Origin of the sequence: Burkholderia paludis (assembly GCF_000732615.1) — a bacterium.
Classification (GTDB): Bacteria; Pseudomonadota; Gammaproteobacteria; order Burkholderiales; family Burkholderiaceae; genus Burkholderia; species Burkholderia paludis.
Genome location: NZ_JPGL01000099.1, coordinates 1 through 19,899 on the forward strand (window position 1 = coordinate 1; position 19,899 = coordinate 19,899).

At 69.4% G+C, this 19,899-nt stretch carries 17 protein-coding genes and 1 pseudogene; 11 read left to right on the top strand and 7 right to left on the bottom strand.

What is annotated here, in order from left to right; all coding sequences use genetic code 11:
- Together GQ56_RS39805 and GQ56_RS0137095 are read left to right on the top strand one after the other, a co-directional pair.
- On the top strand, positions 1 to 205 hold a 205-nt coding region (locus GQ56_RS39805), incomplete at its 5' end, for an aldehyde dehydrogenase family protein (protein ID WP_043301746.1).
- A 431-nt stretch (positions 206 to 636) separates the two neighbouring features.
- The gene (locus GQ56_RS0137095) at positions 637 to 1,698 is read left to right on the top strand and encodes an asparaginase (RefSeq protein ID WP_031403449.1); all 1,062 of its coding nucleotides are present in this window, start codon (positions 637 to 639) and stop codon (positions 1,696 to 1,698) included.
- A 78-nt stretch (positions 1,699 to 1,776) separates the two neighbouring features.
- Here GQ56_RS0137095 and GQ56_RS0137100 read toward each other — a convergent pair whose 3' ends face one another.
- The gene (locus tag GQ56_RS0137100) at positions 1,777 to 2,751 is read right to left on the bottom strand and encodes a LysR family transcriptional regulator (protein ID WP_031403450.1); all 975 of its coding nucleotides are present in this window, start codon (positions 2,749 to 2,751) and stop codon (positions 1,777 to 1,779) included.
- A 398-nt stretch (positions 2,752 to 3,149) separates the two neighbouring features.
- Here GQ56_RS0137100 and GQ56_RS0137105 point away from each other — a divergent pair, with 398 nt between their 5' ends.
- Complete coding sequence (locus GQ56_RS0137105) at positions 3,150 to 4,673, top strand: amino acid permease (protein ID WP_031403451.1); 1,524 nt, start codon at positions 3,150 to 3,152, stop codon at positions 4,671 to 4,673.
- A 56-nt stretch (positions 4,674 to 4,729) separates the two neighbouring features.
- Here the strand turns inward: GQ56_RS0137105 and GQ56_RS0137110 are convergent, their stop codons facing one another.
- The 3 genes from GQ56_RS0137110 to GQ56_RS0137120 form a co-directional block, all read right to left on the bottom strand.
- Positions 4,730 to 5,419: an alpha/beta hydrolase gene (locus GQ56_RS0137110; RefSeq protein WP_031403452.1), complete on the bottom strand. Its 690-nt coding sequence runs from the start codon at positions 5,417 to 5,419 to the stop codon at positions 4,730 to 4,732.
- 148 nt (positions 5,420 to 5,567) lie between these two features.
- Complete coding sequence (locus GQ56_RS0137115) at positions 5,568 to 7,055, bottom strand: aldehyde dehydrogenase family protein (protein ID WP_031403453.1); 1,488 nt, start codon at positions 7,053 to 7,055, stop codon at positions 5,568 to 5,570.
- Positions 7,056 to 7,073: 18 nt separating this feature from the next.
- Entirely contained in the window at positions 7,074 to 7,652 is a 579-nt protein-coding gene (locus GQ56_RS0137120; protein ID WP_031403454.1) for a thioesterase family protein, read from the bottom strand.
- 258 nt (positions 7,653 to 7,910) lie between these two features.
- On the opposite strand from GQ56_RS0137120, the gene GQ56_RS0137125 reads away from it, so the two are divergent.
- Both GQ56_RS0137125 and GQ56_RS0137130 read left to right on the top strand, forming a co-directional pair.
- Positions 7,911 to 9,041, top strand: a complete 1,131-nt coding sequence (locus GQ56_RS0137125; RefSeq protein ID WP_031403455.1) for a porin — start codon at positions 7,911 to 7,913, stop codon at positions 9,039 to 9,041.
- Between the two features lie 43 nt (positions 9,042 to 9,084).
- The gene (locus GQ56_RS0137130; protein WP_031403456.1) at positions 9,085 to 10,482 is read left to right on the top strand and encodes an FAD-binding oxidoreductase; all 1,398 of its coding nucleotides are present in this window, start codon (positions 9,085 to 9,087) and stop codon (positions 10,480 to 10,482) included.
- A 75-nt stretch (positions 10,483 to 10,557) separates the two neighbouring features.
- Here the strand turns inward: GQ56_RS0137130 and GQ56_RS0137135 are convergent, their stop codons facing one another.
- The 3 genes from GQ56_RS0137135 to GQ56_RS0137145 are packed head-to-tail and all read right to left on the bottom strand — an operon-like array spanning position 10,558 to position 14,681.
- Positions 10,558 to 12,681 (bottom strand): acetate--CoA ligase family protein, encoded by a 2,124-nt coding sequence (locus tag GQ56_RS0137135; RefSeq protein ID WP_043301747.1) that lies wholly within the window; start codon positions 12,679 to 12,681, stop codon positions 10,558 to 10,560.
- A gap of 50 nt (positions 12,682 to 12,731) precedes the next feature.
- Positions 12,732 to 13,889: an acyl-CoA dehydrogenase family protein gene (locus GQ56_RS0137140; RefSeq protein WP_031403458.1), complete on the bottom strand. Its 1,158-nt coding sequence runs from the start codon at positions 13,887 to 13,889 to the stop codon at positions 12,732 to 12,734.
- A 3-nt stretch (positions 13,890 to 13,892) separates the two neighbouring features.
- Positions 13,893 to 14,681, bottom strand: a complete 789-nt coding sequence (locus tag GQ56_RS0137145; protein ID WP_052007412.1) for an enoyl-CoA hydratase/isomerase family protein — start codon at positions 14,679 to 14,681, stop codon at positions 13,893 to 13,895.
- Positions 14,682 to 14,826: 145 nt separating this feature from the next.
- Between GQ56_RS0137145 and GQ56_RS0137150 the strand changes: the two genes are divergently transcribed.
- The 6 genes and pseudogenes from GQ56_RS0137150 to GQ56_RS0137175 all read left to right on the top strand — a co-directional run.
- The gene (locus GQ56_RS0137150) at positions 14,827 to 15,993 is read left to right on the top strand and encodes an ABC transporter ATP-binding protein (RefSeq protein WP_031403460.1); all 1,167 of its coding nucleotides are present in this window, start codon (positions 14,827 to 14,829) and stop codon (positions 15,991 to 15,993) included.
- Positions 15,994 to 16,096: 103 nt separating this feature from the next.
- Positions 16,097 to 17,206 (top strand): ABC transporter substrate-binding protein, encoded by a 1,110-nt coding sequence (locus GQ56_RS0137155; protein WP_031403461.1) that lies wholly within the window; start codon positions 16,097 to 16,099, stop codon positions 17,204 to 17,206.
- Positions 17,207 to 17,231: 25 nt separating this feature from the next.
- On the top strand, positions 17,232 to 18,101 hold the full coding sequence (locus GQ56_RS0137160; RefSeq protein ID WP_043301748.1) for an ABC transporter permease: 870 nt from the start codon (positions 17,232 to 17,234) through the stop codon (positions 18,099 to 18,101).
- A gap of 21 nt (positions 18,102 to 18,122) precedes the next feature.
- Positions 18,123 to 18,917, top strand: coding sequence for an ABC transporter permease (locus GQ56_RS0137165; RefSeq protein WP_031403463.1), 795 nt, complete (start codon positions 18,123 to 18,125; stop codon positions 18,915 to 18,917).
- A 32-nt stretch (positions 18,918 to 18,949) separates the two neighbouring features.
- Positions 18,950 to 19,678 carry an NAD(P)H-dependent oxidoreductase gene (locus tag GQ56_RS0137170; RefSeq protein WP_031403464.1) on the top strand — a complete coding sequence of 243 codons (729 nt, stop codon included), beginning with the start codon at positions 18,950 to 18,952 and terminating at the stop codon, positions 19,676 to 19,678.
- A gap of 24 nt (positions 19,679 to 19,702) precedes the next feature.
- Positions 19,703 to 19,899 (top strand): annotated as a pseudogene (locus GQ56_RS0137175) (electron transfer flavoprotein subunit beta/FixA family protein); the annotation flags it as partial.

A 19,899-nucleotide genomic window follows, 5' to 3' on the forward strand; every position in this document is an offset into this window, starting at 1 on the left:
GGTCTGCACGAACCGCTTCGACCACATCACGCGCTTCATCACCGAGCTGGAAGTCGGCAGCGTGAACGTGCGCGAGGTGCCGGGCTACCGGCTCGAACTGACGCCGTTCGGCGGCGTGAAGGATTCGGGGCTCGGCTACAAGGAAGGCGTGCAGGAAGCGATGAAGAGCTACACGAACGTGAAGACGTATTCGCTGCCGTGGTGAGCGCGGCAGGCAGGGGGCGTATCGCACCTTCCTGCCGTCGCCCGCATTCCGGATGGACGTCGAGCGTGAGCGTCGCCGAGCGGCCGGGTGCTCGCGTCGCGTCGATCCGAGGTGCGCTCGCTGAGTACCGGCTGTCGAGCAGGTTCTTCGCGTCGAGCGGGACGTCCACCGTCTTGCATCGAAGATGCACGGATGCAAATGCGTGTCATTTTCATCCACGGCCGCAATTTCCCGAATTGATGTCGGACAGGCAAAAGACCGGGTGGATTCGCCCCGTTCGGTCGGTCTTTCGTGACGCGACCCCTGGCTTTGCGTGGCGTGCAACACCGCTTTCCATGGCGCGGCCGGCGCGCGGCGGCGATGACTAGATACACTGCCGTACCGGCAGGGAGGCCCCGGCAATCCGGCCCCGAGCAAGGAGACAAGACACGATGGACACCCCACGCGCAGCGGTCGTCACGTACCGCGGCAATGCGATCGAGAACACCCACGTCGCCCATGTGGCGGTGGTGGACGCACGCGGCAGGCTGCTGGCGCGGTACGGCGATCCGTTCCGGATGACGCTCGCGCGGTCGGCGGCGAAGCCGGCCCAGGCGCTGTCGGTGATCGAGACCGGCGCGCCGGAGCGCTTCGGTTTCGACGATGCGGACATCGCGCTGATGTGCGCGTCGCACAGCAGCGAGGACCGGCATATCGCGCGCACGCGCGCGATGCTCGAAAAAGTCGCCGCGCACGAATCGGACTTGCGTTGCGGCGGCCATCCGCCGTTGTCCGACGCGGTGTACCGGTCGTGGATCAAGCGCGACTACACGCCGACCGGCGTGTGCAGCAACTGCTCGGGCAAGCACGTCGGCATGCTGGCCGGCGCGCGGGCGATCGGCGCGGCGATGGCGGACTACCATCTGCCCGACCATCCGATGCAGGTGCGCGTGAAGCGGGTGGTGGCCGATGCATGCGGGCTGCGCGACGACGAGGTGGGCTGGGCGATCGACGGGTGCAACCTGCCGACGCCGGCTTTCGCGCTGGATCGTCTCGCGCGGCTGTACGCGTCGCTGGCCGACGGCGCGGACCAGGTGGAAGCGGGCGGCGCGACCGGCGATCGCGTCCGCGCGCTGGCGCGCATTCATCGCGCGATGACCGCGTATCCGGAGCTGGTGGCCGGCGACGGGCGCTATTGCACGGTGCTGATGAACGCGTTCGGCGGCCAGGTGGTCGGCAAGCTGGGCGCCGATGCGTGCTACGGGATCGGCGTGCGCGCGTCTGAGCGCACGCGGCAGCTCGGCGCCGACGGCGCGCTCGGCATCTCGGTCAAGATCGAGGACGGCAATCTCGACGTGCTGTACATGGTCGTCTGCGAACTCCTCGCGCGGCTGGGGATCGGCACCGACGCGCAGCGCGCGCAACTGGCCGGCTTCCACCGGCCGAGGATGCTCAACACGCAGGGCGTGGAGATCGGGCACGTCGCGTTCCCGTTCGAATTGCAGGCCGCCTGACCCGCGCGGATGCGCCGCCGCCGGCTCGCTCCGGGCCGCGCGCGGCGGCGCCGGCCGGTGCGAGCCCCGGCGCGACCGTTACGCGCGTTCGCCGCGAATCTTCGCCAGCTCCAGCTCCGACAGCTCGCCGATATGCGCGAGGTGTTCCGCGAGAAAATCCTTCAGCACGCGCAGCTTCGCCGAACTGCGCCGGTTCGCCAGATACGCGATGTAGATGGATTCGCCCGTGAGCCGGTTGTGCAGCCGGTAGCGTGGCAGCACGGCTTCGAGCCGGCCGCTCGCGAGCAGGTCGCGCACCAGCCAGATCTCGAACTCCGCGATGCCGAGCCCGGCGCAGGTCGCTTCGAGCAGCAGCTCCGAATGGTCGGTGACGAGATTGCCGGCCGGCAGCACGCTGTGGGTCGCGTTGCCGCGCACGAGATCCCAGCGCGGATCGCCTTCGGGGTGCGCGTAGCGCAGGCAGTTGTGATGCCGCAGGTCGTCCGGCGTCGCCGGGCGACCGCAGCGCTCGAGATAGCCGGGCGTCGCGCACAGGATGCTGTCGTTGCGCGACAGGCGATGGACGACCAGGTTGTCCAGGTAGTTCTCGCCCTCGTGAATGTCGAGATCGAAGCCGCCGGCCACGAGGTCGTTGTGGTTGTCGGTGAGGCGCACGTCGAGCTGGATCGTCGGGTAGCGCGCGAGAAACGGCGCAACCAGCGGCGCGAGATGGCGGCGGCCGAATGCGACCGGCGCGGTGAGCTTCAGCGGGCCGCTCGGCTGCGCATTCAGCTCGGCGACCACGCGCAGCGTGTCGTCGAGATCGGCGATCAGCGTGACCGCCCGCTCCAGGTAGATGTGACCGGCCTCGGTCAGCGTCACGCTGTGCGTCGAGCGATGCAGCAGCGCGACGCCGAGCGCCTGCTCGATGGCTGTTACCTTGCGCGCGACGGTGGACGTCGACACGTGCATCTCCTTCGCGACCGCCGAAAAACTCCCCGTTTCGACCACGCGCACGAACGCGCGCATGGCGCCCAGGTGATCGATGCCGGGTTCTTTCGCGCTTTTCTTCATTCGATTCTCGCTGTTGCATTCCACGCAAAACCGCTTTCGATAATACAGAGACGAGCTTGTTTTTGCAAAGGCATAGAATGCGAACCCGTCGTGCCGGGAAGCGGTGGCAGGCGAGCGGCGTCGTGCATGCGCGAGGGCGAGTGTGGACGCCCGGCTGCGCGTCGAAACAGCATGTTTAGGTACCCGAATCATGTGCGCGAGGTCTGGCGCGGGTAGCCATGCATCGTGCGCGGACGAATGCGGCGCTGCTCGGGGCCGAAGCGTCGCGCCGCTCGCGGGCCGGTGCGTGTGCCGGCCGCCGCCCCCGCACGGACGCTACCCTCGGGCGCCCGCGCACGGCCGGTTCGAGGCCCGCCCCCATGCGGGGGCGATACATCAAGAAACTACGGAGACTCACGATGAAACACCCCAGCGAGCGACAGGCCGATGCGGCCGCCGGCGCGCCATCCCGTCACGCCGACCCGGACGCGCTGTTCGCGTCGCACGAAACCGGTTATGCGAAGCAGCTGAAGCCGCGGCATGTGCAGATGATCGCGATGGGCGGGGCGATCGGCACCGGCCTCTTTCTCGGCGCGGGCGGGCGCCTGCAGGGCGCGGGCCCCGCGCTCGCGCTCGTGTATCTGGTGTGCGGCGTGTTCGCGTTCCTGATCATGCGCGCGCTCGGCGAGCTGGTGATGCACCGGCCGACCAGCGGCAGCTTCGTGTCGTACGCACGGGAGTTCATGGGCGAGCGCGCGTCGTTCGTCGCGGGCTGGATGTACTACCTGAACTGGGCGACGACCGGCATCGTCGACATCACCGCGGTCGCGATCTACATGAAGTACTGGGCGGTGTTCACGGACGTGCCGCAATGGGTGTTCGCGCTCGGTGCGCTCGGGATCGTGTCGGTGATGAACATGATCGGCGTGAAGGTGTTCGGCGAGATGGAGTTCTGGTTCTCGATCGTCAAGGTCGGCACGCTCGCGGTGTTCCTCGCGGTCGGCGCCGTGTTCCTCGCGAGCGGCCATCCGGTCGCGGGCCACACGCCGGGGCTCCACCTGGTCGCGGATCACGGCGGGATCTTTCCGCACGGCATCCTGCCGGCCGTGCTGATCGTGCAGGGCGTGGTGTTTGCCTACGCGAGCATCGAGCTGGTCGGCGTCGCGGCTGGCGAGACCGCCGACGCGCGCAAGGTGCTGCCGAAGGCCATCAACGGCGTGATGTGGCGCATCGCGCTGTTCTACGTCGGCTCGGTCGTGCTGTTGACGCTGCTGCTGCCGTGGACCGCGTACAGCGCGCACGAAAGCCCGTTCGTGACGTTCTTCGGCAAGCTCGGCGTGCCGTACGTCGGCACCGTGATGAACATCGTGGTGCTCACCGCCGCGCTGTCGAGCCTGAATTCCGGCCTCTATTCGACCGGGCGCGTGCTGCGCTCGCTCGCGATGGGCGGCTTGGCGCCGCGCTTCGTGGCGCGGATGAACGCGCGCGGCGTGCCGTACGGCGGGATCCTGATCACGGTCGCGATCAACGCGATCGGCGTGCCGCTGAACTACATCGTGCCCGCCCAGGCGTTCGAGATCGTGCTGAACATGGCGTCGCTCGGGATCATCACGACCTGGGGCTTCATCGTGATGTGCCAGATCCTGTTCCGCCGCGCGGTGAATCGCGGCGAGCTGAAGGCCGTGTCGTTCCGGATGCCCGGCGCGCCGTTCACGTCGTGGCTGACGCTCGCGTTCCTCGCCGGCGTGCTGGTGCTGATGGCGTTCGACTACCCGGGCGGCACGTGGACCGTCGCGACGATTCCGGTCGTCGTGCTGGCGCTCGTGGTGGGCTGGAAACTGGCGCAGCGCGGCGCAGCCCGCGAGCGTGAGCGTGAGCTTGAGCGGGCCGCCGCGATGCGCGCACCCGCGCCCGCCGGCGCCGATTCAGTACCGAACGCGTGACGTCGTGCGCCGGCGGCGCCGGCCCGTTCGCGGGGCGGCTTCCCGGCGCGCCCGGTTCAAGCGCGGGTCAATCCGGTGCGCTCGGCCACCCAGCGGGCGAAATCGCGGGTCATGTCCTCGGTCAGTACGTGGCCGGCCGCATAGAGCCGCGTGTCGTGCGCGACCCCGAGTGCAGTGAGTTTCGCGTCGGCGGTGTCGGCCCAGGCGACGGGCAGCTTGTCGTCGAGGCGGCCGTGCACGATCAGCGCATGGAGCGGGCGAAGCGCGTCGCGCGGCGCGATCAGCGGATCGATTTCGGGCAGGATGCGCCCGCACAGCACCGCGAAGGCGGCCACGTCGCCCGGCGATGTCAGGCCGACGCTCGCGCTCATGATGCCGCCCTGGCTGAAGCCGGCGATCACGGTCGGCAACGCGGTGCCCGCGTCGTATTGCGCGCGGAATGCGCGCAGCAGCGCGATCAGCCGGAGGCGGCTTGCGTCCGCGCGCGCCGGGTCGATTTCGGGGCCGTCCGGCCCGAAACGCACCGGAAACCATGCATGCTGACCGGGCCCGAACGTGAGCGGGGCGCGCAGGAACACGATTTCGATACGCGGATCGATCTCGTCGGCCACGTTCAGCAGGTTGGTTTCGTTGCCGCCGACGCCATGCAGCAGCAACAGGCGGGCGACGGGGCGGCCGGCGGCCGGGCGCAGCCGGTACTGGAGGCCCGAGGCGGGATCGGTGTTCAGCGGCAGGACGTCGGTCATGGCCTGGATCCGGAAAGGGAAGCGATGCGACAGTCTAGGGCGTGCGGACGGGAAGGTGAATCGCCGGATGGCGATTGATTGTTTCCCAGAAGGAATGAATCGCCGCCCGTACCGCGAAACGGGCAGGGGCCGACGCCCCCGTTTCGTCTTACCGCAGCCGAATGATCGTCGACTTCAGTTCCGTGTATTTCTCCAGCGCGTGCAGCGAGTTGTCGCGCCCGTTGCCCGACTCCTTGAAGCCGCCGAACGGGAAGTTCATGTCGTCGGTTTCCTCGTAGCCGTTCACCCATACCGTACCGGCCCGCAACCGGCGCGCGGTTTCGTGCGCGGTCGTCAGGCTGGCGGTCCATACCGATGCCGCGAGCCCGTAGCGCGTGTCGTTCGCGAGCGCGATGGCCGTCTCGAGATCGTCGAACGCCGTGACCGCCAGCACGGGCCCGAAGATTTCCTCACGTACGATCCTTGCATCGGCGCGCGGGCAGTCGAACACGGTCGGCTCGACGTACTGGCCGCCGCTGGCGGCGCGCGCCCGCTTGCCGCCGGCCAGCAGCGTCGCCTCGTCGCGGCCGGCGTCGACGTAGCCGAGCACGCGCTCGACCTGCGCGGCGTCGATCAGCGCGCCCATCCGCGTGTCGGGCGACAGCGGATCGCCCGGCGCGTAGTCGGGGGCGATCGCGAGCACGCGCTCGAGCAGCGCGTCGCGAATCCCGCGATGCACGAGCAGGCGCGAGCCGGCCGTGCACATCTGCCCGGTGTTGTAGAACACCGCATGCGCGACGGTCCGTGCCGCGCGGTCGAGATCGGGGCAGTCGGGCAGCACGATCTGCGGCGACTTGCCGCCGAGTTCGAGCCACACGCGTTTCAGGTTCGAATCGGCCGCGCAGCGCGCGACCCGGTGGCCGACCGCGGTCGAGCCGGTGAACGCGATGCAGTCCACCGCCGGATGGCGCGCGAGCGCCTCGCCGGCGTCGCCGAAGCCCGGCAGCACGTTGAGCACGCCGGCCGGCAGCCCGGCCTGCGCCGCGAGCGCGGCGAGCCGCAACGCGCTCAGCGGCGATTTCTCCGACGGCTTCAGCACGACGCTGTTGCCGGCCGCGAGCGCCGGCGCGCATTTCCACATCGCGATCATCGCGGGGAAGTTCCACGGCACGACCGCCGCGACCACGCCGACCGGCTCGCGCGTGACGAGCCCGACGAGATGCGCGTCGGCCGGCACGACTTCACCGCCGGTCTTGTCGATCGCTTCGGCGAACCACTCGGCGCAATACGCGGTGGACGGAATGTCGACCGCGGTCGTATCGGCGATCGGCTTGCCGGTATCGAGCGTTTCGAGCAGCGCGAGATCGTCCGCCTGCTCGCGGATCAGCGCGGCCCAGCGCAGCAGCACGCGCTTGCGTTCGCGCGGCGTGGCGCCGCGCCATGCGCCGTGCTCGAACGCACGCCGCGCGGCCGCGACCGCGAGGTCGGCGTCGGCCTCGCGGCAGTGCGCGACCTGCGCGAGCACGCGGCCGTCGATCGGGCTCGTGCACGGGAAGGTCGCGCCGTCGAGCGCGTCGCGAAACGCGCCGTCCACGAAGGCGCGCGATTCGATGTCGAGTTGGTCGGCGCGCGTGCGCCAGCGGTCGTTCGTCTGCATGAAGGGCTCCATCGTGGTTCAGCGTGCGGCGGGGGCGGGGCGGCGGATCGCGATCGCGCGGCCCGCGTGCGGTTCGCGCGGGGCGCGCGCGTGTTCGGCGTGAATCGCGTCGAGATGCATGCGGATCGCCGCGGGAAACGGCGCCGAGCGCTTCACGCGCATGTCGACGTGGGTCAGCAGTTGCTCGCCGGTCGCGAGCGGCGCGCCGCTTGTCGCGTGATGCATCGAATGGAAGACGTGCAGGCGCCGGTCGTCGACGTCGAGCAGCCGCAGCGTCAGCCTGAGCGGATCGCCGAGCATCGCTTCGCCCAGATGGCGGATATGCGTCTCCGCCGAATAGATCGAGCAGCCGGCTTCGCGATAGTCGTCGTCGATGCCGAAGTAGCGGAAGAACGCGTCGCTGCTGTCGCCGAAGACGAGCAGGTAGCACGATTCGCTCATGTGGCCGTTGTAGTCGACCCATTCGGGCCGCACGGTGCAGCGGTGCAGTTCGAGCGGCGTCGCGATCGGCGCGCCCGGGTCGTACGGGCGGGACTTCTGTCCTTCGTAGGCCGAGCGCAGGCGCGGCTCGGCGGCAGGGGGGAGATGGGTCGTCATCCGGTGAACTCCGAAGTTCGGAACGGGCCCGCACGTCGTCCGCGGGGCTGCCGGCCGATGTTATGACGGGTTGAACGTTTTTTCAATAAAGAAGTGGCCGATGCGCGTAAACACCGGTGCCGGGCACGGCGTTTACGGATTGAACATTCATTCAACAAAACCTATACTCGCCAGCGCCGCGATGCCGAAGTGGAGCGGGCGGCCCGTCACGAACAACGAAAATCGATCCGCGTCGCGCGGAAACTGGAGACACCGGAAATGAAGAAACGCTTCCTGCTGGCCGGGGTGATGTCGGTGATGGCCCACGGCCACGCGCATGCGCAAAGCAGCGTCTCGCTGTACGGGATCATCGACGGCGGCATCACCTATGTGAACAACACGGGCGGCGCGCACGCGTACCTGTTCGACGACGGCGTGTCGTACGGCAACCGCGTCGGCCTGATGGGCACCGAGGATCTCGGCGGCGGCAACAAGGCGGTGTTCAAGCTCGAGAACGGTTTCCGGCTCGGCACCGGCAAGCTGAACCAGGGCGGTGCGATGTTCGGGCGCCAGGCCTACGTGGGGCTCGGCAACGACTGGGGCACGCTGACGTTCGGCAACCAGTACGACTTCGCGTTCGACTTCACGGCGGCGTTCAACGTCAGCGCGTTCGGCAGCGGCTATGGCGTGCACCTGGGCGACTTCGACCGGCAGAGCGGCGATCGCCTGCAGAACGCGGTGAAGTTCGTGAGCAACAGCTTCCACGGGCTGGTGGTCGGCGGCATGTATTCGTTCAGCAACGATGCGGGCAGCTTCCACGACGGCAGCGCGTGGAGCGTCGGCGCGACCTACACGCACGGCGATTTCTCGACGGGCGGCAACTACACGCGGCTCAATTCGCCGCGCGGGCTCGCGGCGCTCGATCCGTATGCGCAGATCGGCGTGACGACGATGCTCGGGCAGACGGTCGCGACGGTCGATCCGGCGACGGGCGCCGTGACCGACCTGCACGGCTCGACGCCGTTCGCGGTCGATTCGCAGTCGATCTTCGGGATCGGCGCGTCGTACGCATTCGGCAAGCTGACGCTCAGCGCCGACTTCAGCAACACGACGTTCAAGGGCTACGGGCAATCGTCGACGATGCGCGTGTACGAGGCGGGCGGCGTGTACCAGGCGACCGCGCCGCTGTCGCTCGTCGCGGGCTACCAGTACACGACCTTCGAGGGCCATCACTGGCATGAGGTCGCGCTCGGCACGCACTATGCGCTGTCGAAGCGCACCGACGTGTACGCGGCGGTCGACTGGATGCGCGCATCGAACGGCGTCGACGCGGTGATCGGCTACAGCTTCACGCCGTCGACGAGCCGCACGCAGGCCGCCGCGCGCGTCGGCATGCGGCACAACTTCTGAACCGCCTTTCATCCGAAGCCGGGAACGGCCGGCCGCACCGACCATGTCCGATTTTCTGTCCAGCGGCGATGTCGTCGCCGCGCTGCGCGATGCGCTCGGCGACGATTGCGTGAGCACCGGCGACGCGATCGGCGCGCGCCATTTCACCAGCTACGGCGAAACGCCGGGCCCGCGGCCCCGTGCGCTGCTGCGGCCGCGCGGCGTCGACGACGTCAGCCGCGCGCTCGCGATCTGCACCGCCTACCGGCAGACGGTCGTGCCGCAGGGCGGGATGACGGGGCTCGCGGGCGGCGCGGCGCCGGCCGCGGGCGACGTCGCGCTGTCGCTCGAGCGGCTGACGGGCGTCGTCGAGATCGATGCGGAGGCGGCGACCGTCACGGCGTGGGCCGGCACCACGCTGCAGGCGCTGCAACAGGCGGTGGACGAGGCGGGGTTCGCGCTCGGCATCGATCTCGGCGCGCGCGGCTCGTGCCAGATCGGCGGCAATGTCGCGACCAACGCGGGCGGCAACCGCGTGATTCGCTACGGCACGACGCGCGAACAGGTGCTCGGCCTTGAAGTGGTGCTGGCCGACGGCACCGTGCTGGGGTCGCTGAACAAGCTGCTGAAAAACAACGCCGGATACGACCTGCGGCAGATCTTCGTCGGCAGCGAGGGCACGCTCGGCATCGTCACGCGTGTCGTGCTGCGGCTGCACCCGAAGCTCGCGATGCCGTCGACCGCCCTGTGCGCGGTGCGCGACACGGCCGCGGCGCTCGCGCTGCTGCGTGACGCGCGGGCGTCATGTGCGGACTTGCTGAGTTTCGAGACGATGTGGCCGGCGTTCTACGATCATGTCGCGCGACACACGCCGGGCGTGCGTGCGCCGTTGCCGGCGGACGGCGGCGTCAAGGTGCTGATCGAATGCGCCGGCGCCGGCGGCGACGCGGCGCGGACCGCCGGGCGATTCGAAGCGGTGCTGGCCGGCTGGCTCGAACGCGGGCTGATCGACGACGCGGCGCTCGCGCAGAGCGCCGCGGATGCACAGGCGTTCTGGACCTTGCGCGAAGGGCTTGCGATCGACGCGCTGCCCGGCCTGGTGAATTTCGACGTGGGGATTGCGCCGCGCGAGACGGCGGCGTTCATCGACGCGTGCGAGCGTGCGTTGACGGCGCGCTGGCCCGGCGCGCACGTGTTCTTCTTCGGGCATCTCGGCGACAGCAACCTGCATGTCTGCGTATCGGCGCCGTACGCGGCGGGCGAGGGTGCGCACGACGTCGACGCGGTGCTGTATCCGCTGGTGCGCGACGCGGGCGGGTCCGTATCGGCCGAGCACGGCATCGGGCGCCACAAGCGCGACTGGCTCGGCTGCTCGCGCAGCGACGCCGAGCTGGCCGCGATGCGCCGGCTCAAGCACGCGTTCGATCCGCTCGGTCTGCTCAATCCCGGCAAGGTGCTCTGAGTCGCGCGCCGCGCGGCGGCGTCCGGCCCGCTCACGCATTGCGCGAGCGGGCCGGCGCGCTGCCTGCGGGCCGCTTCAGGTATCGAGCCTCACCAGCGCGTCGACCGCGACCGCGCCGTGTTCCATCGCCAGCAGCGGATTGACGTCGAGCTCGACGAGCGTCTCCGCGTGCGCCTGCGCGAAGCGCGCGATCGCCATCACGTTCGCGACCACGGCGTCGAGATCGGCCTTCGGCCGCCCGCGATAGCCGGTCAGCAGCGGCCCGAGCTTCAGCCCGAGCAGCGCGTCGCGCACGTCGCTTTCGCGCACCGGCAGCAGCAGCGTCGCGGTGTCGCGGATCAGTTCGACCAGCACGCCGCCCGCGCCGAGCACGAGCGCGAGGCCGAAGTCCGGCTCGCGCTTGACGCCGACGATCAGTTCGAGCAGCGGCGCGTCGGCCATCTTCTCGACGAGGATCCGCTCGACGCGCACGTCTGGCGCATGATGCGCGACCTGTTCGGTCATCCGGGCGACCGCGTCGGCGACGGCCGCGGCCGACGCGAGCTTCAGCACGACCGCGCCGGCCTCGGTCTTGTGCGGCAGGCGATCGCTGACCACCTTCACGCACACGGGGAAGCCGAGCCGCTGCGCGGCGGCCGGCGCGTCGGCGGGAGCGACGCATTCGGCCGGCGGCACGTCGAGCCCGTGCGCGACCAGCATCCGCTTGCTTGCCCATTCGTCGTGCAGCCGCGCGCCGTCGCCGCTGCCGGCCCGCAGCACGGGCAGCGCGTTCAGCGCATCGGCGGCGAGAAGGCGGCGGCGCGTGTCGCCGTAGGTCATGGCCGCGCCGAGCGCGTCGATCCCGTCGGCGAGCCCCTGCAGCGGGGCGATGCCGGCCTCGGCCATGCGCGCCGCGTGGTCCGGCGGCGTCAGGTCCGGAAACACCGAGATGACCGCGCCGGCCACGCCGTGCCGGCGGGCGGAGGCCGCGAACGCGCCGGCCGCGATGTCGCACAACGGCCGCTCGCCGGTGGCTTCCTGCGGATAGTCGAGGATCATCACGGCCGCGCCCGGGCGATCGGCCAGCAGCGCGTCGCAGCACGCGCGCATTTTGTCGGGGTCGCCCCACGGCGTCGTCGTGAAGTCGAGCGGGTTCGCGATCGTCGCATAGGCGGGCAGGACCTTGCCTAGCGCATCGCGGCCCGCGTGGCCGACCGGCGGAAACGCGATGCCGCGCGCTTCGCCGAGATCGGCGACGAGGCCGGCGTCGCCGCCCGACGTCGCGAGCGCGGCCAGCGTGCGGCGCTCGGGCACGCCGGCGATCGCGAGCAGCTTGAGCGTCTCGACGAGGCCGACCGGGTCCTTCACGCGGATCACGCCGAGGCGCCGGAACAGCGCGTCGTACAGCGCATCGGAGCCCGCGAGCGAACTCGTGTGGCTCATCGCGAGCTGCGCGCCGAGCGTCGACGTCCCGCTCTTTAGCGCGACGATCGGCACGCCGCGCGCGAGCGCGCGCGTGGCGGCCTCGCTGAATGCGTGCACGTCCTTCAGCCCTTCGAGATGCACGCCGATCGCGCGGATCCGCGGATCGTCGACGAACGCGTCGACGAGGCGCGCGATGTCGACGCACGCCTGGTTGCCGACGCTCGCCAGGTACGCGAACGGCACCGAGCGCGTGCTCATCGACAGGTTGTACGCGAGGTTGCCGCTTTGGGTGATCACGGCGACGCCCGATTCGACGCGCGGCGCGCCGTGCGCGACGGGCCACAGCGCGCTGCCGTTCAGGCCGTTGATCAGCCCGTAGCAGTTCGGCCCGAGCACGGCCATGTCGCCGGCCGCGTCGACGAGCGCCTGCTGCAGCGCGGCGCCGTCGGCGCCGGTCTCGGAGAAGCCGGACGCATAGACGATTGCGCCGCCCGCGCCGCGTTCGGCGAGCGCGCGCACGACGTCGATCGCCTGCCGCGCCGGCACCGCGACGAACACCGCATCGGGTGCGGCGGGCAGGTCGGCGACGCTCGCATGGCATCGCACGCCGTCGATGTCGGCGTGGTTCGGGTTGACGAGCCGGATCTCGCCGGCATAGCCGTAGTCGCGGCAGCGCCGCACGGCGCCCGCGATGCCGCGCCCGCCGACGAACGCGATGCTGGCCGGCTCGAGCAGCCGGCGCAGGTTGGCCGCGGCGGTCGCGCGGCGATCCCTGACAGCGGGAGATAAGGTCATGAAAGGTCCTTTCGGAAGTCGCGCCGGACGGGCCGGCGCGGCGGTTCGCGTCAGCTGTAGCGTCGGAGGATTTCCTTGGACAGGATGTGCCGCTGGATCTCGGACGTGCCTTCCCAGATGCGCTCGATGCGCGCGTCGCGCCAGAAGCGCTCGATCGGCAGTTCGTCCATCAGCCCCATGCCGCCGTAGATCTGCACCGCGTGATCGGTCACGCGGCCGAGCGTCTCGGTCGCCAGCAGCTTCGCGAGCGCGGCGTCGCCGTCGGTCATCGTGCCGCGGTCGAGCTTCTGCGCGGTGTAGAGCGTGACGAGTTCCGCCGCGCGGATCTCGGTCTGCATGTCGGCGAGCTTGAACGACGTGCCCTGGAATTCGCCGATGCGCTTGCCGAACTGGTGGCGCGTGGCGGCCCATTCGGCGGCCATCTCGAACGCACGCTGCGCGCGCCCGATGTTGTTCGCCGCGACCATCACGCGGCCGGCGGTCAGCCAGTCGTTCGCGAGTTCGAAGCCGCGATGCTCCTCGCCGAGGATCTGCGCGGTGCTGACGCGGCAGTCGGTCAGGAAGATCTCCGACTGGTGGTAGCCGCGCAGGCTCGTGCAGTGCGGGCCGCGCCGCACGGTCATGCCGGGCGTGTCCTTGTCGATCAGGAAGCAGGTGACGCGCTTGCGTTTCTGGCCGCGCACTTCCTCCTCGCCGGTGACGGCGAACAGGATCACGAAGTCGGCCGTATCCGCATGGCTGATGAAATGCTTGCTGCCGTTGATCACGTAGTCGTCGCCGTCGCGTACCGCGCGCGTACGGATGCCCATCGCATCCGAGCCGGCGCCCGGTTCGGTCAGCGCGAAGCAGTCCACGCGTTCGCCCCGGACGGTCGGCTTCAGGTAGCGCTCGATCTGGTCGTCCTTGCACGCCATCAGGATCTTGCTCGGCCGTGCGACGAATACGTGCAGCGCCCAGCTCGTGCGGCCGAGCTCGCGCTCGACGAGCGCCTGCGTCAGGTAGTCGAGGCCGGGGCCGCCGGCGCTTTCGGGCATGTTGAATGCGTAGAAGCCGAGCTCGAGCGCCTTGCGCCGGATCGCGGCGGCGAGCTCGGGCGGCACGTCGTCCGCGCGATCGACCGCGAATTCATGCGGCTGCAGTTCCTTCTCGACGAACTGACGCAGCGACGTCACCAGCATGTCCTGCTCATGGGTCAGCGAAAAATCCATCAATCATCTCCCGACAAAAATGGGCGCGCGCCCCTCGACCGACGCGCGAAGCGCTTCCCGGCCGTCCTCGCTGTGACCGCAAGCGACGCCGGCTGCCAGCTCGCCGCGCAATTGCTCGGCGAGGGTATGCGTGAGCGACTGCGCGAGCAGCGCCTTGGTATGCCCGAACGCGACGCTCGGCCCTTGCGCGAGACGCGCGGCGAAGGCCGCGACGTGCTGCTCGAACGCGTCGGCATCGACGACTTCGGAGACGAGCCCGGCCGCGTGCGCGTCCTGCGCGCTCCAGCGTTCGTTCAGGAAGATGAAGCGGCGAGCGACGTCGGGGCGCGCGATGCGCGGCAGGAACCAGCTTCCGCCCATGTCGGGGCTGTAGCCCATGCCCGTATACCCGCAGCGCAGCGTCGCGGCCGTGCTCGCGATGCGGAAGTCGCACGCGAAGCCGATGTCGGTGCCCGCGCCGACGGTCGAGCCGTTCAGCGCCGCGACGGTGGGGCGCGGGAACGCGGCCAGCGACTGCACGAACCGGTGCGCGCGCTCGGTCCACCCGTAGGTGTCGAGTTCGCCGTTGCGCTCGGCCTCGGCCCATTCGTCGACGTCCGCGCCCGCGCAGAACGCGCTGCCGGTGCCGGTCAGCACGAGGCAGCGCACGGCCGGATCGTTCGCGAGCGCGTCGAGCGTCTCGCGAAGAAAGTCGAGATGCGGCCGCGCGAGCGAATTGCGTTTCGCCGGGCGGTTCAGGCGAAGGGTCACGACGCCGTCGTGCCGTTCGATTCGGATGTCCTCGATGCGCATGCTGATCACTGTCTCCTGGGTGTTGGGTGTGGCGTGGTGTCAGAGCCGGCAAGGGTCGCCGCTACTTGCGAACCGTATTTCGGCATAGTATAAGTTCTGTTAAATGAACGTTCAACCCAATTGTGAGTCGACCAGGAGACACGCGATGAGCGCGGTGATGGAGACGTCGGCAGGTGTGGGAGCGGGGCGGCCCGGTGCGCACGCGGTGCGCGCGGAGCCGGCGGGGAACACGGCGAGCGGCGCGGGCCTGCAGATCGACCGCGTGTCGAAGCGCTACGGGAGCGTGCAGGCGCTGCGGGAAACGACGATCGACATTCCGCGCGGCGAATTCCTGACGATCCTCGGGCCGTCGGGTTCCGGCAAGACGACGCTGCTGACGATCGTCGCGGGTTTCGAGCATCCGAGCACCGGCGATCTGCGCGTCGGCGGCCGCAGCATCGTCGCGTTGCCGCCCGAGAAGCGCAACTTCGGGATGGTGTTCCAGGGCTATGCGCTGTTTCCGCACATGACGGTCGAGCAGAACGTCGCGTACCCGCTGATGGTGCGCAAGCAGAAGGGGCCCGACGCGGTGAGGCGGGTGAAGGCCGCGCTCGATCTCGTGCGGCTCGGCCATCTCGCGGATCGCCTGCCGCGCCAGCTGTCCGGCGGACAGCAGCAGCGCGTCGCGATCGCGCGCGCACTGGTGTTCGATCCCGATCTCGTACTGCTCGACGAACCGCTCGGCGCGCTCGACCGCAAGCTGCGCGGCGAGGTGCAGGTCGAGCTGAAGGCGCTGCACGAACGGCTCGGCGCGACGTTCCTGTTCGTCACGCACGATCAGGAGGAAGCGCTGTCGATGTCGGACCGCATCGCGATCATGCGCGACGGCCGGCTCGAACAGATCGGCACGCCGGACGGGTTGTACGAGCAGCCGGCCAACCGCTTCGTCGCCGATTTCCTCGGCAAGAGCAATTTCATCGAGGGGGTCGCGCTCGGCGGTGACGGCGCGGCGACGCACTACCGCGTCGGCGACGCGCGTTTCGTCGCGCCCGCCTGCGGCGCGCGGCCGGACGACACGCTGCTGTTCGCGCTGCGGCCGGAGAAGGTCGCCGTGTCGGCGGCATCGTGCGGCGGCGCGCACAACGAGGTGGCCGGCCGGATTCGCCACTGGAGCTATTTCGGTTCGTCGTACCGCTTCGAGATCGAGACGGCGGCGCTCGGCTGCATGACGGCCGATGTGCCCGCATGGCGCGGGCTCGCGTCGCCGCGCACCGGCATGGACGTGTTCGTGCAATGGGAGCGCGACGCGACCTGCCGGATCGCGCGCGACTGACGTACCACGTGCGGCGCGGCACGTGCCGCCGTCGCGAAACGCCTCACCGGCGCCCGGAAACGACGAGATGCGTGCGGGCGCTGCCCAGCCAGGAGGAGACACCATGACGAACCGCCATCTGCAGGACCTGCTCGACCAGGCCCGCGAACTTCAACCGGCGACCTCGCAGCGCCGCCGCGATTTCCTGCGGCTGTGCGCGGCCGCGGGCCTCGCGCCGACGCTGCTGTCGGCCGGCGCGAGGGACGCGCTGGCCGCGAACCCGAAGGAAATCGTGCTCAGCGCGTGGGGCGGGGAGGCGCGCGCCGCGTTCCGCTCCGCCTACATGGACCCGTTCACGAAGGCGAGCGGGATCCGGATGGGCTACGACTCGTCGCCGGAGGACGGCAAGATCAAGGCGATGGTCGAGAACCGGAACGTGATCTGGGACGTGATGGATCTCGACGGCTTCGCGGCGATCAAGCTCGGCAAGCAGGGCTTCCTGCGGCCGATCGATTATTCGGTCGTCGGCCGCAACGCGCTGCCGGGTCTCGCGTCGGATTTCGGCGTGCCGTCCTACCTGCTGAGCTATGTGCTCGTCTATGACGCGCGCAGGTACGGCGCGAATCCGCCGAGGAACTGGGCCGATTTCTGGAACGTCGGCAAGTTTCCGGGCAAGCGCGGGTTGTGGAAGTGGATGGGCGGCGCGCTCGAGGCCGCGTTGATGGCCGACGGCGTCGACAAGGACAAGGTCTATCCGATCGACGTGCCGCGCGCGCTGAAGAAGCTGAAGGAGCTGCGTTCGAACGTGCTGCTGTGGGATTCGGGCGCGGACAGCCTGCAACTGCTGCGCAACGGCGAAGTCGGGATGGCGTGCATCTGGCATACGCGCGCGAACGTGCTGCAGCGCGAGAGCAACGGGCGGTTCCGCTATACGTGGGAGCAGGGGCTTGCGTCGTGCGACGTGTGGGGCGTGCCGAAGAACAATCCGTCGGGCGACGCGGTGTGGCAGTTCATCAGGTTCGCGCAGGGCATCGAGCCGCAGGTGCGCCTGCTGTCGCTGCTCGGCAACGGGCCGGTGACGCCGGCCGCGACGGCCGCCGTGCCGGCGGCGCTGCGGGCGGACAATCCCGGCACGCCGGAGAACTGGGCGAAGCAGTGCAAGGTGAATCCCGAGTGGTGGGCGCAGCATTACGAGTCGACGCTCGCGCAGTACACCGACCTGATGTCGTCCTGAGCCGCCTTCTCGCGAGCGTGATCCCATGAATACCCTGTCTTCCCCTGTCGCGGCCCCGCTCGGGCGAGCGAAGGCCGACCGCTACTGGCTGCTGGTCGTGCCGCTGCTGGCGGTGCTGATCGTGCTGTACGTGTACCCGCTCGTACGCGTGCTGTGGCTCGGCTTCGCGGTGCCGGAGCCCGGCCTGCACAACTACGCGCGGCTGCTGGACAACCGCGGCGTGCACCGCGTGCTGTGGACCACGCTGCGGGTGTGCGCGGTCACGACGGTGTGCGCCGTCGCGCTCGGCTACGCGATCGCGTATGCGATGGCGCACGTCGGGCCGCGCCAGCGCACGGCGCTGATGTTCGGGCTGCTCGTGCCGTTCTGGGCGTCGGTGCTGGTGCGCGCGTTCTCGTGGCTGTTCCTGCTCGGCGAGCAGGGGCTCGTCAACACGCTGCTGATGCGCATCGGGCTGATCGACGCGCCGCTGCCGCTGATGCGCAACGAGACCGGCGTCTTGATCGGGATGATCCACTTCATGATCCCGTACGCGGTGCTGCCGCTGTACGCGAACATGAAGGGCATCGATCCGCAGCTCGTGCGCGCGTCGCAGGGGCTCGGCGCGGGCGCGTTCGTCACGTTCCGCAAGGTGTATTTCCCGCAGACGCGGCCGGGCATCGTCGGCGCGGCGATCCTGGTGTTCATCTTCTCGCTCGGCTTCTACGTGACGCCGGTGATTCTCGGCGGCGGTCGCACCGTGATGATCGCCGAGTACATCAGCACGCAGATACTGCAGCTCGTGAACTGGGGCGGCGGCGCGGCGCTCGCATCGCTGCTGCTGGCGTCGATCCTGGCCGCGCTCGCATTGCTCGCGCGTTTCGTCGACCTGCGCGAGCTGTTCGGCGCGCGCTGAATCCGACCGGAGGAACCGAAGATGAAATCCAGACTGACGGCCGGCCGTGCGTTGGTGATCGGCGTCGCATGGGCCGCGATCCTGTTCCTGATGCTGCCGCTGCTCGTATCGGTGCCCGTGTCGCTGACGCCAAGCGACTACCTGTCGATGCCCGACGGCGCGCTGTCGCTGCGCCATTACCGCGTGCTGCTCGACGACGACGGCTGGGTGTCGAGCTTCCTGCAGAGCGGCGCGATCGCGCTCGTCTCGTCGGCGATCTCGGTCGCGCTCGGCACCTTGTGCGCGATCGGCCTGTGGAAAGTCGCGTCGCGGCGCGGCGAGCTCGTGCGCGGCGTGATCCTGTTTCCGCTGATCGTGCCGCCGATCGTGTCGGCGCTCGCGTTCTACCGGCTGTGGGGCGAGCTGGGCATGCTCGACAGCTATCCGGCGGTGATCCTGTCGCATGTCGTGCTGTCGGTGCCGTACGTGGTCGTCGCGGTATCGGCGTCGCTGGCGACGGTCGGCCTGCGGATCGAGCAGGCGTCGCGCAGCCTCGGGGCGAACCTGTCGCAGACGCTGCGCTACGTGATCCTGCCGTCGATCCGGCCCGGCGTGCTGTCGGCGGCCGTGTTCGCGTTCATCCTGTCCTGGGACGAACTGGTCGTCACGCTGTTCATTTCGAGCCGGGGCGTCTATACGCTGCCGCGCCGCATGTGGGACGGGATGCGCGAAAACGTCGATCCGGCGATCGCATCGGTCTCCACGCTGCTGCTGGCGGCCACCTGCGTCGCGATCGGCCTGTCGCTGCTGCGCAAGCGCGCGGCCGGGGCCGTCTGACATCAACGTTGCATTGCGGAGAAACCAGCACCATGAAAGTCCTGATCGTTCACGCCCACCCCGAACCGCAGTCGTTCACGACATCGATGCTGCACCGCGCGGTGAGCACGCTCGAAGCGCAGGGGCATGCCGTGACCGTGTCCGACCTGTACGCGATGCAGTGGAATCCGGTCGCCAGCGCGGCGGATTTCGGCGTCCGCAAGAACCCGGACTACCTCGTCTACGCGCTGGAGCAGCGCGAGAACGTCGCCGCGCATGCGATTGCGCCCGACATCGCCGCGGAACTCGACAAGCTGGCCGAGTGCGACCTGCTGATCCTCAGCTTCCCGCTGTTCTGGTGCTCGGTGCCGGCCATCATGAAAGGCTGGATCGATCGCGTGCTCGTGTCGGGCAAGGTGTACGGCGGCGTGCGGTTCTACGATCGCGGCGGGATGCGCGGCAAGCGCGCGCTGCTTGCGTATACGTGCGGCGGCCGGGACTACATGTTTGGCGCGGACGGCGTGCACGGCGAGATGGACCTGATGCTGCGCCACGTGCTGCGCGGCACGCTCGGCTATGCGGGTTTCGACGTGCTGCCGTCGTTCGTCGGCTATCACGTGCCGTATATCGGCGACGCCGAGCGTGCAGCCGTGCTGGAGCGGTACGACGCGTACCTGGCGCAGCTCGACGGGCTCGCGCCGATGGCGTTTCCGACGCTGGACGATTTCGACGGCGACATGCGGCCGCGCGAACGCGCGCCGCAGGAAGCCGCGCAGGACTGAACGATTCGACGATTGGGGGAATGCATGGGCGGCAAGGTACTGGTGGCAGTGAAGCGCGTGGCCGATTACAACGTGAAGGTCCGCGTGAAAACGGACAACACGGGTGTCGACATCGCGAACGTGAAGATGTCGATGAACCCGTTCGACGAAATCGCGGTGGAAGAAGCGGTGCGCCTGAAGGAAGCGGGCGTCGCGACCGAAGTGATCGCGGTATCGGTCGG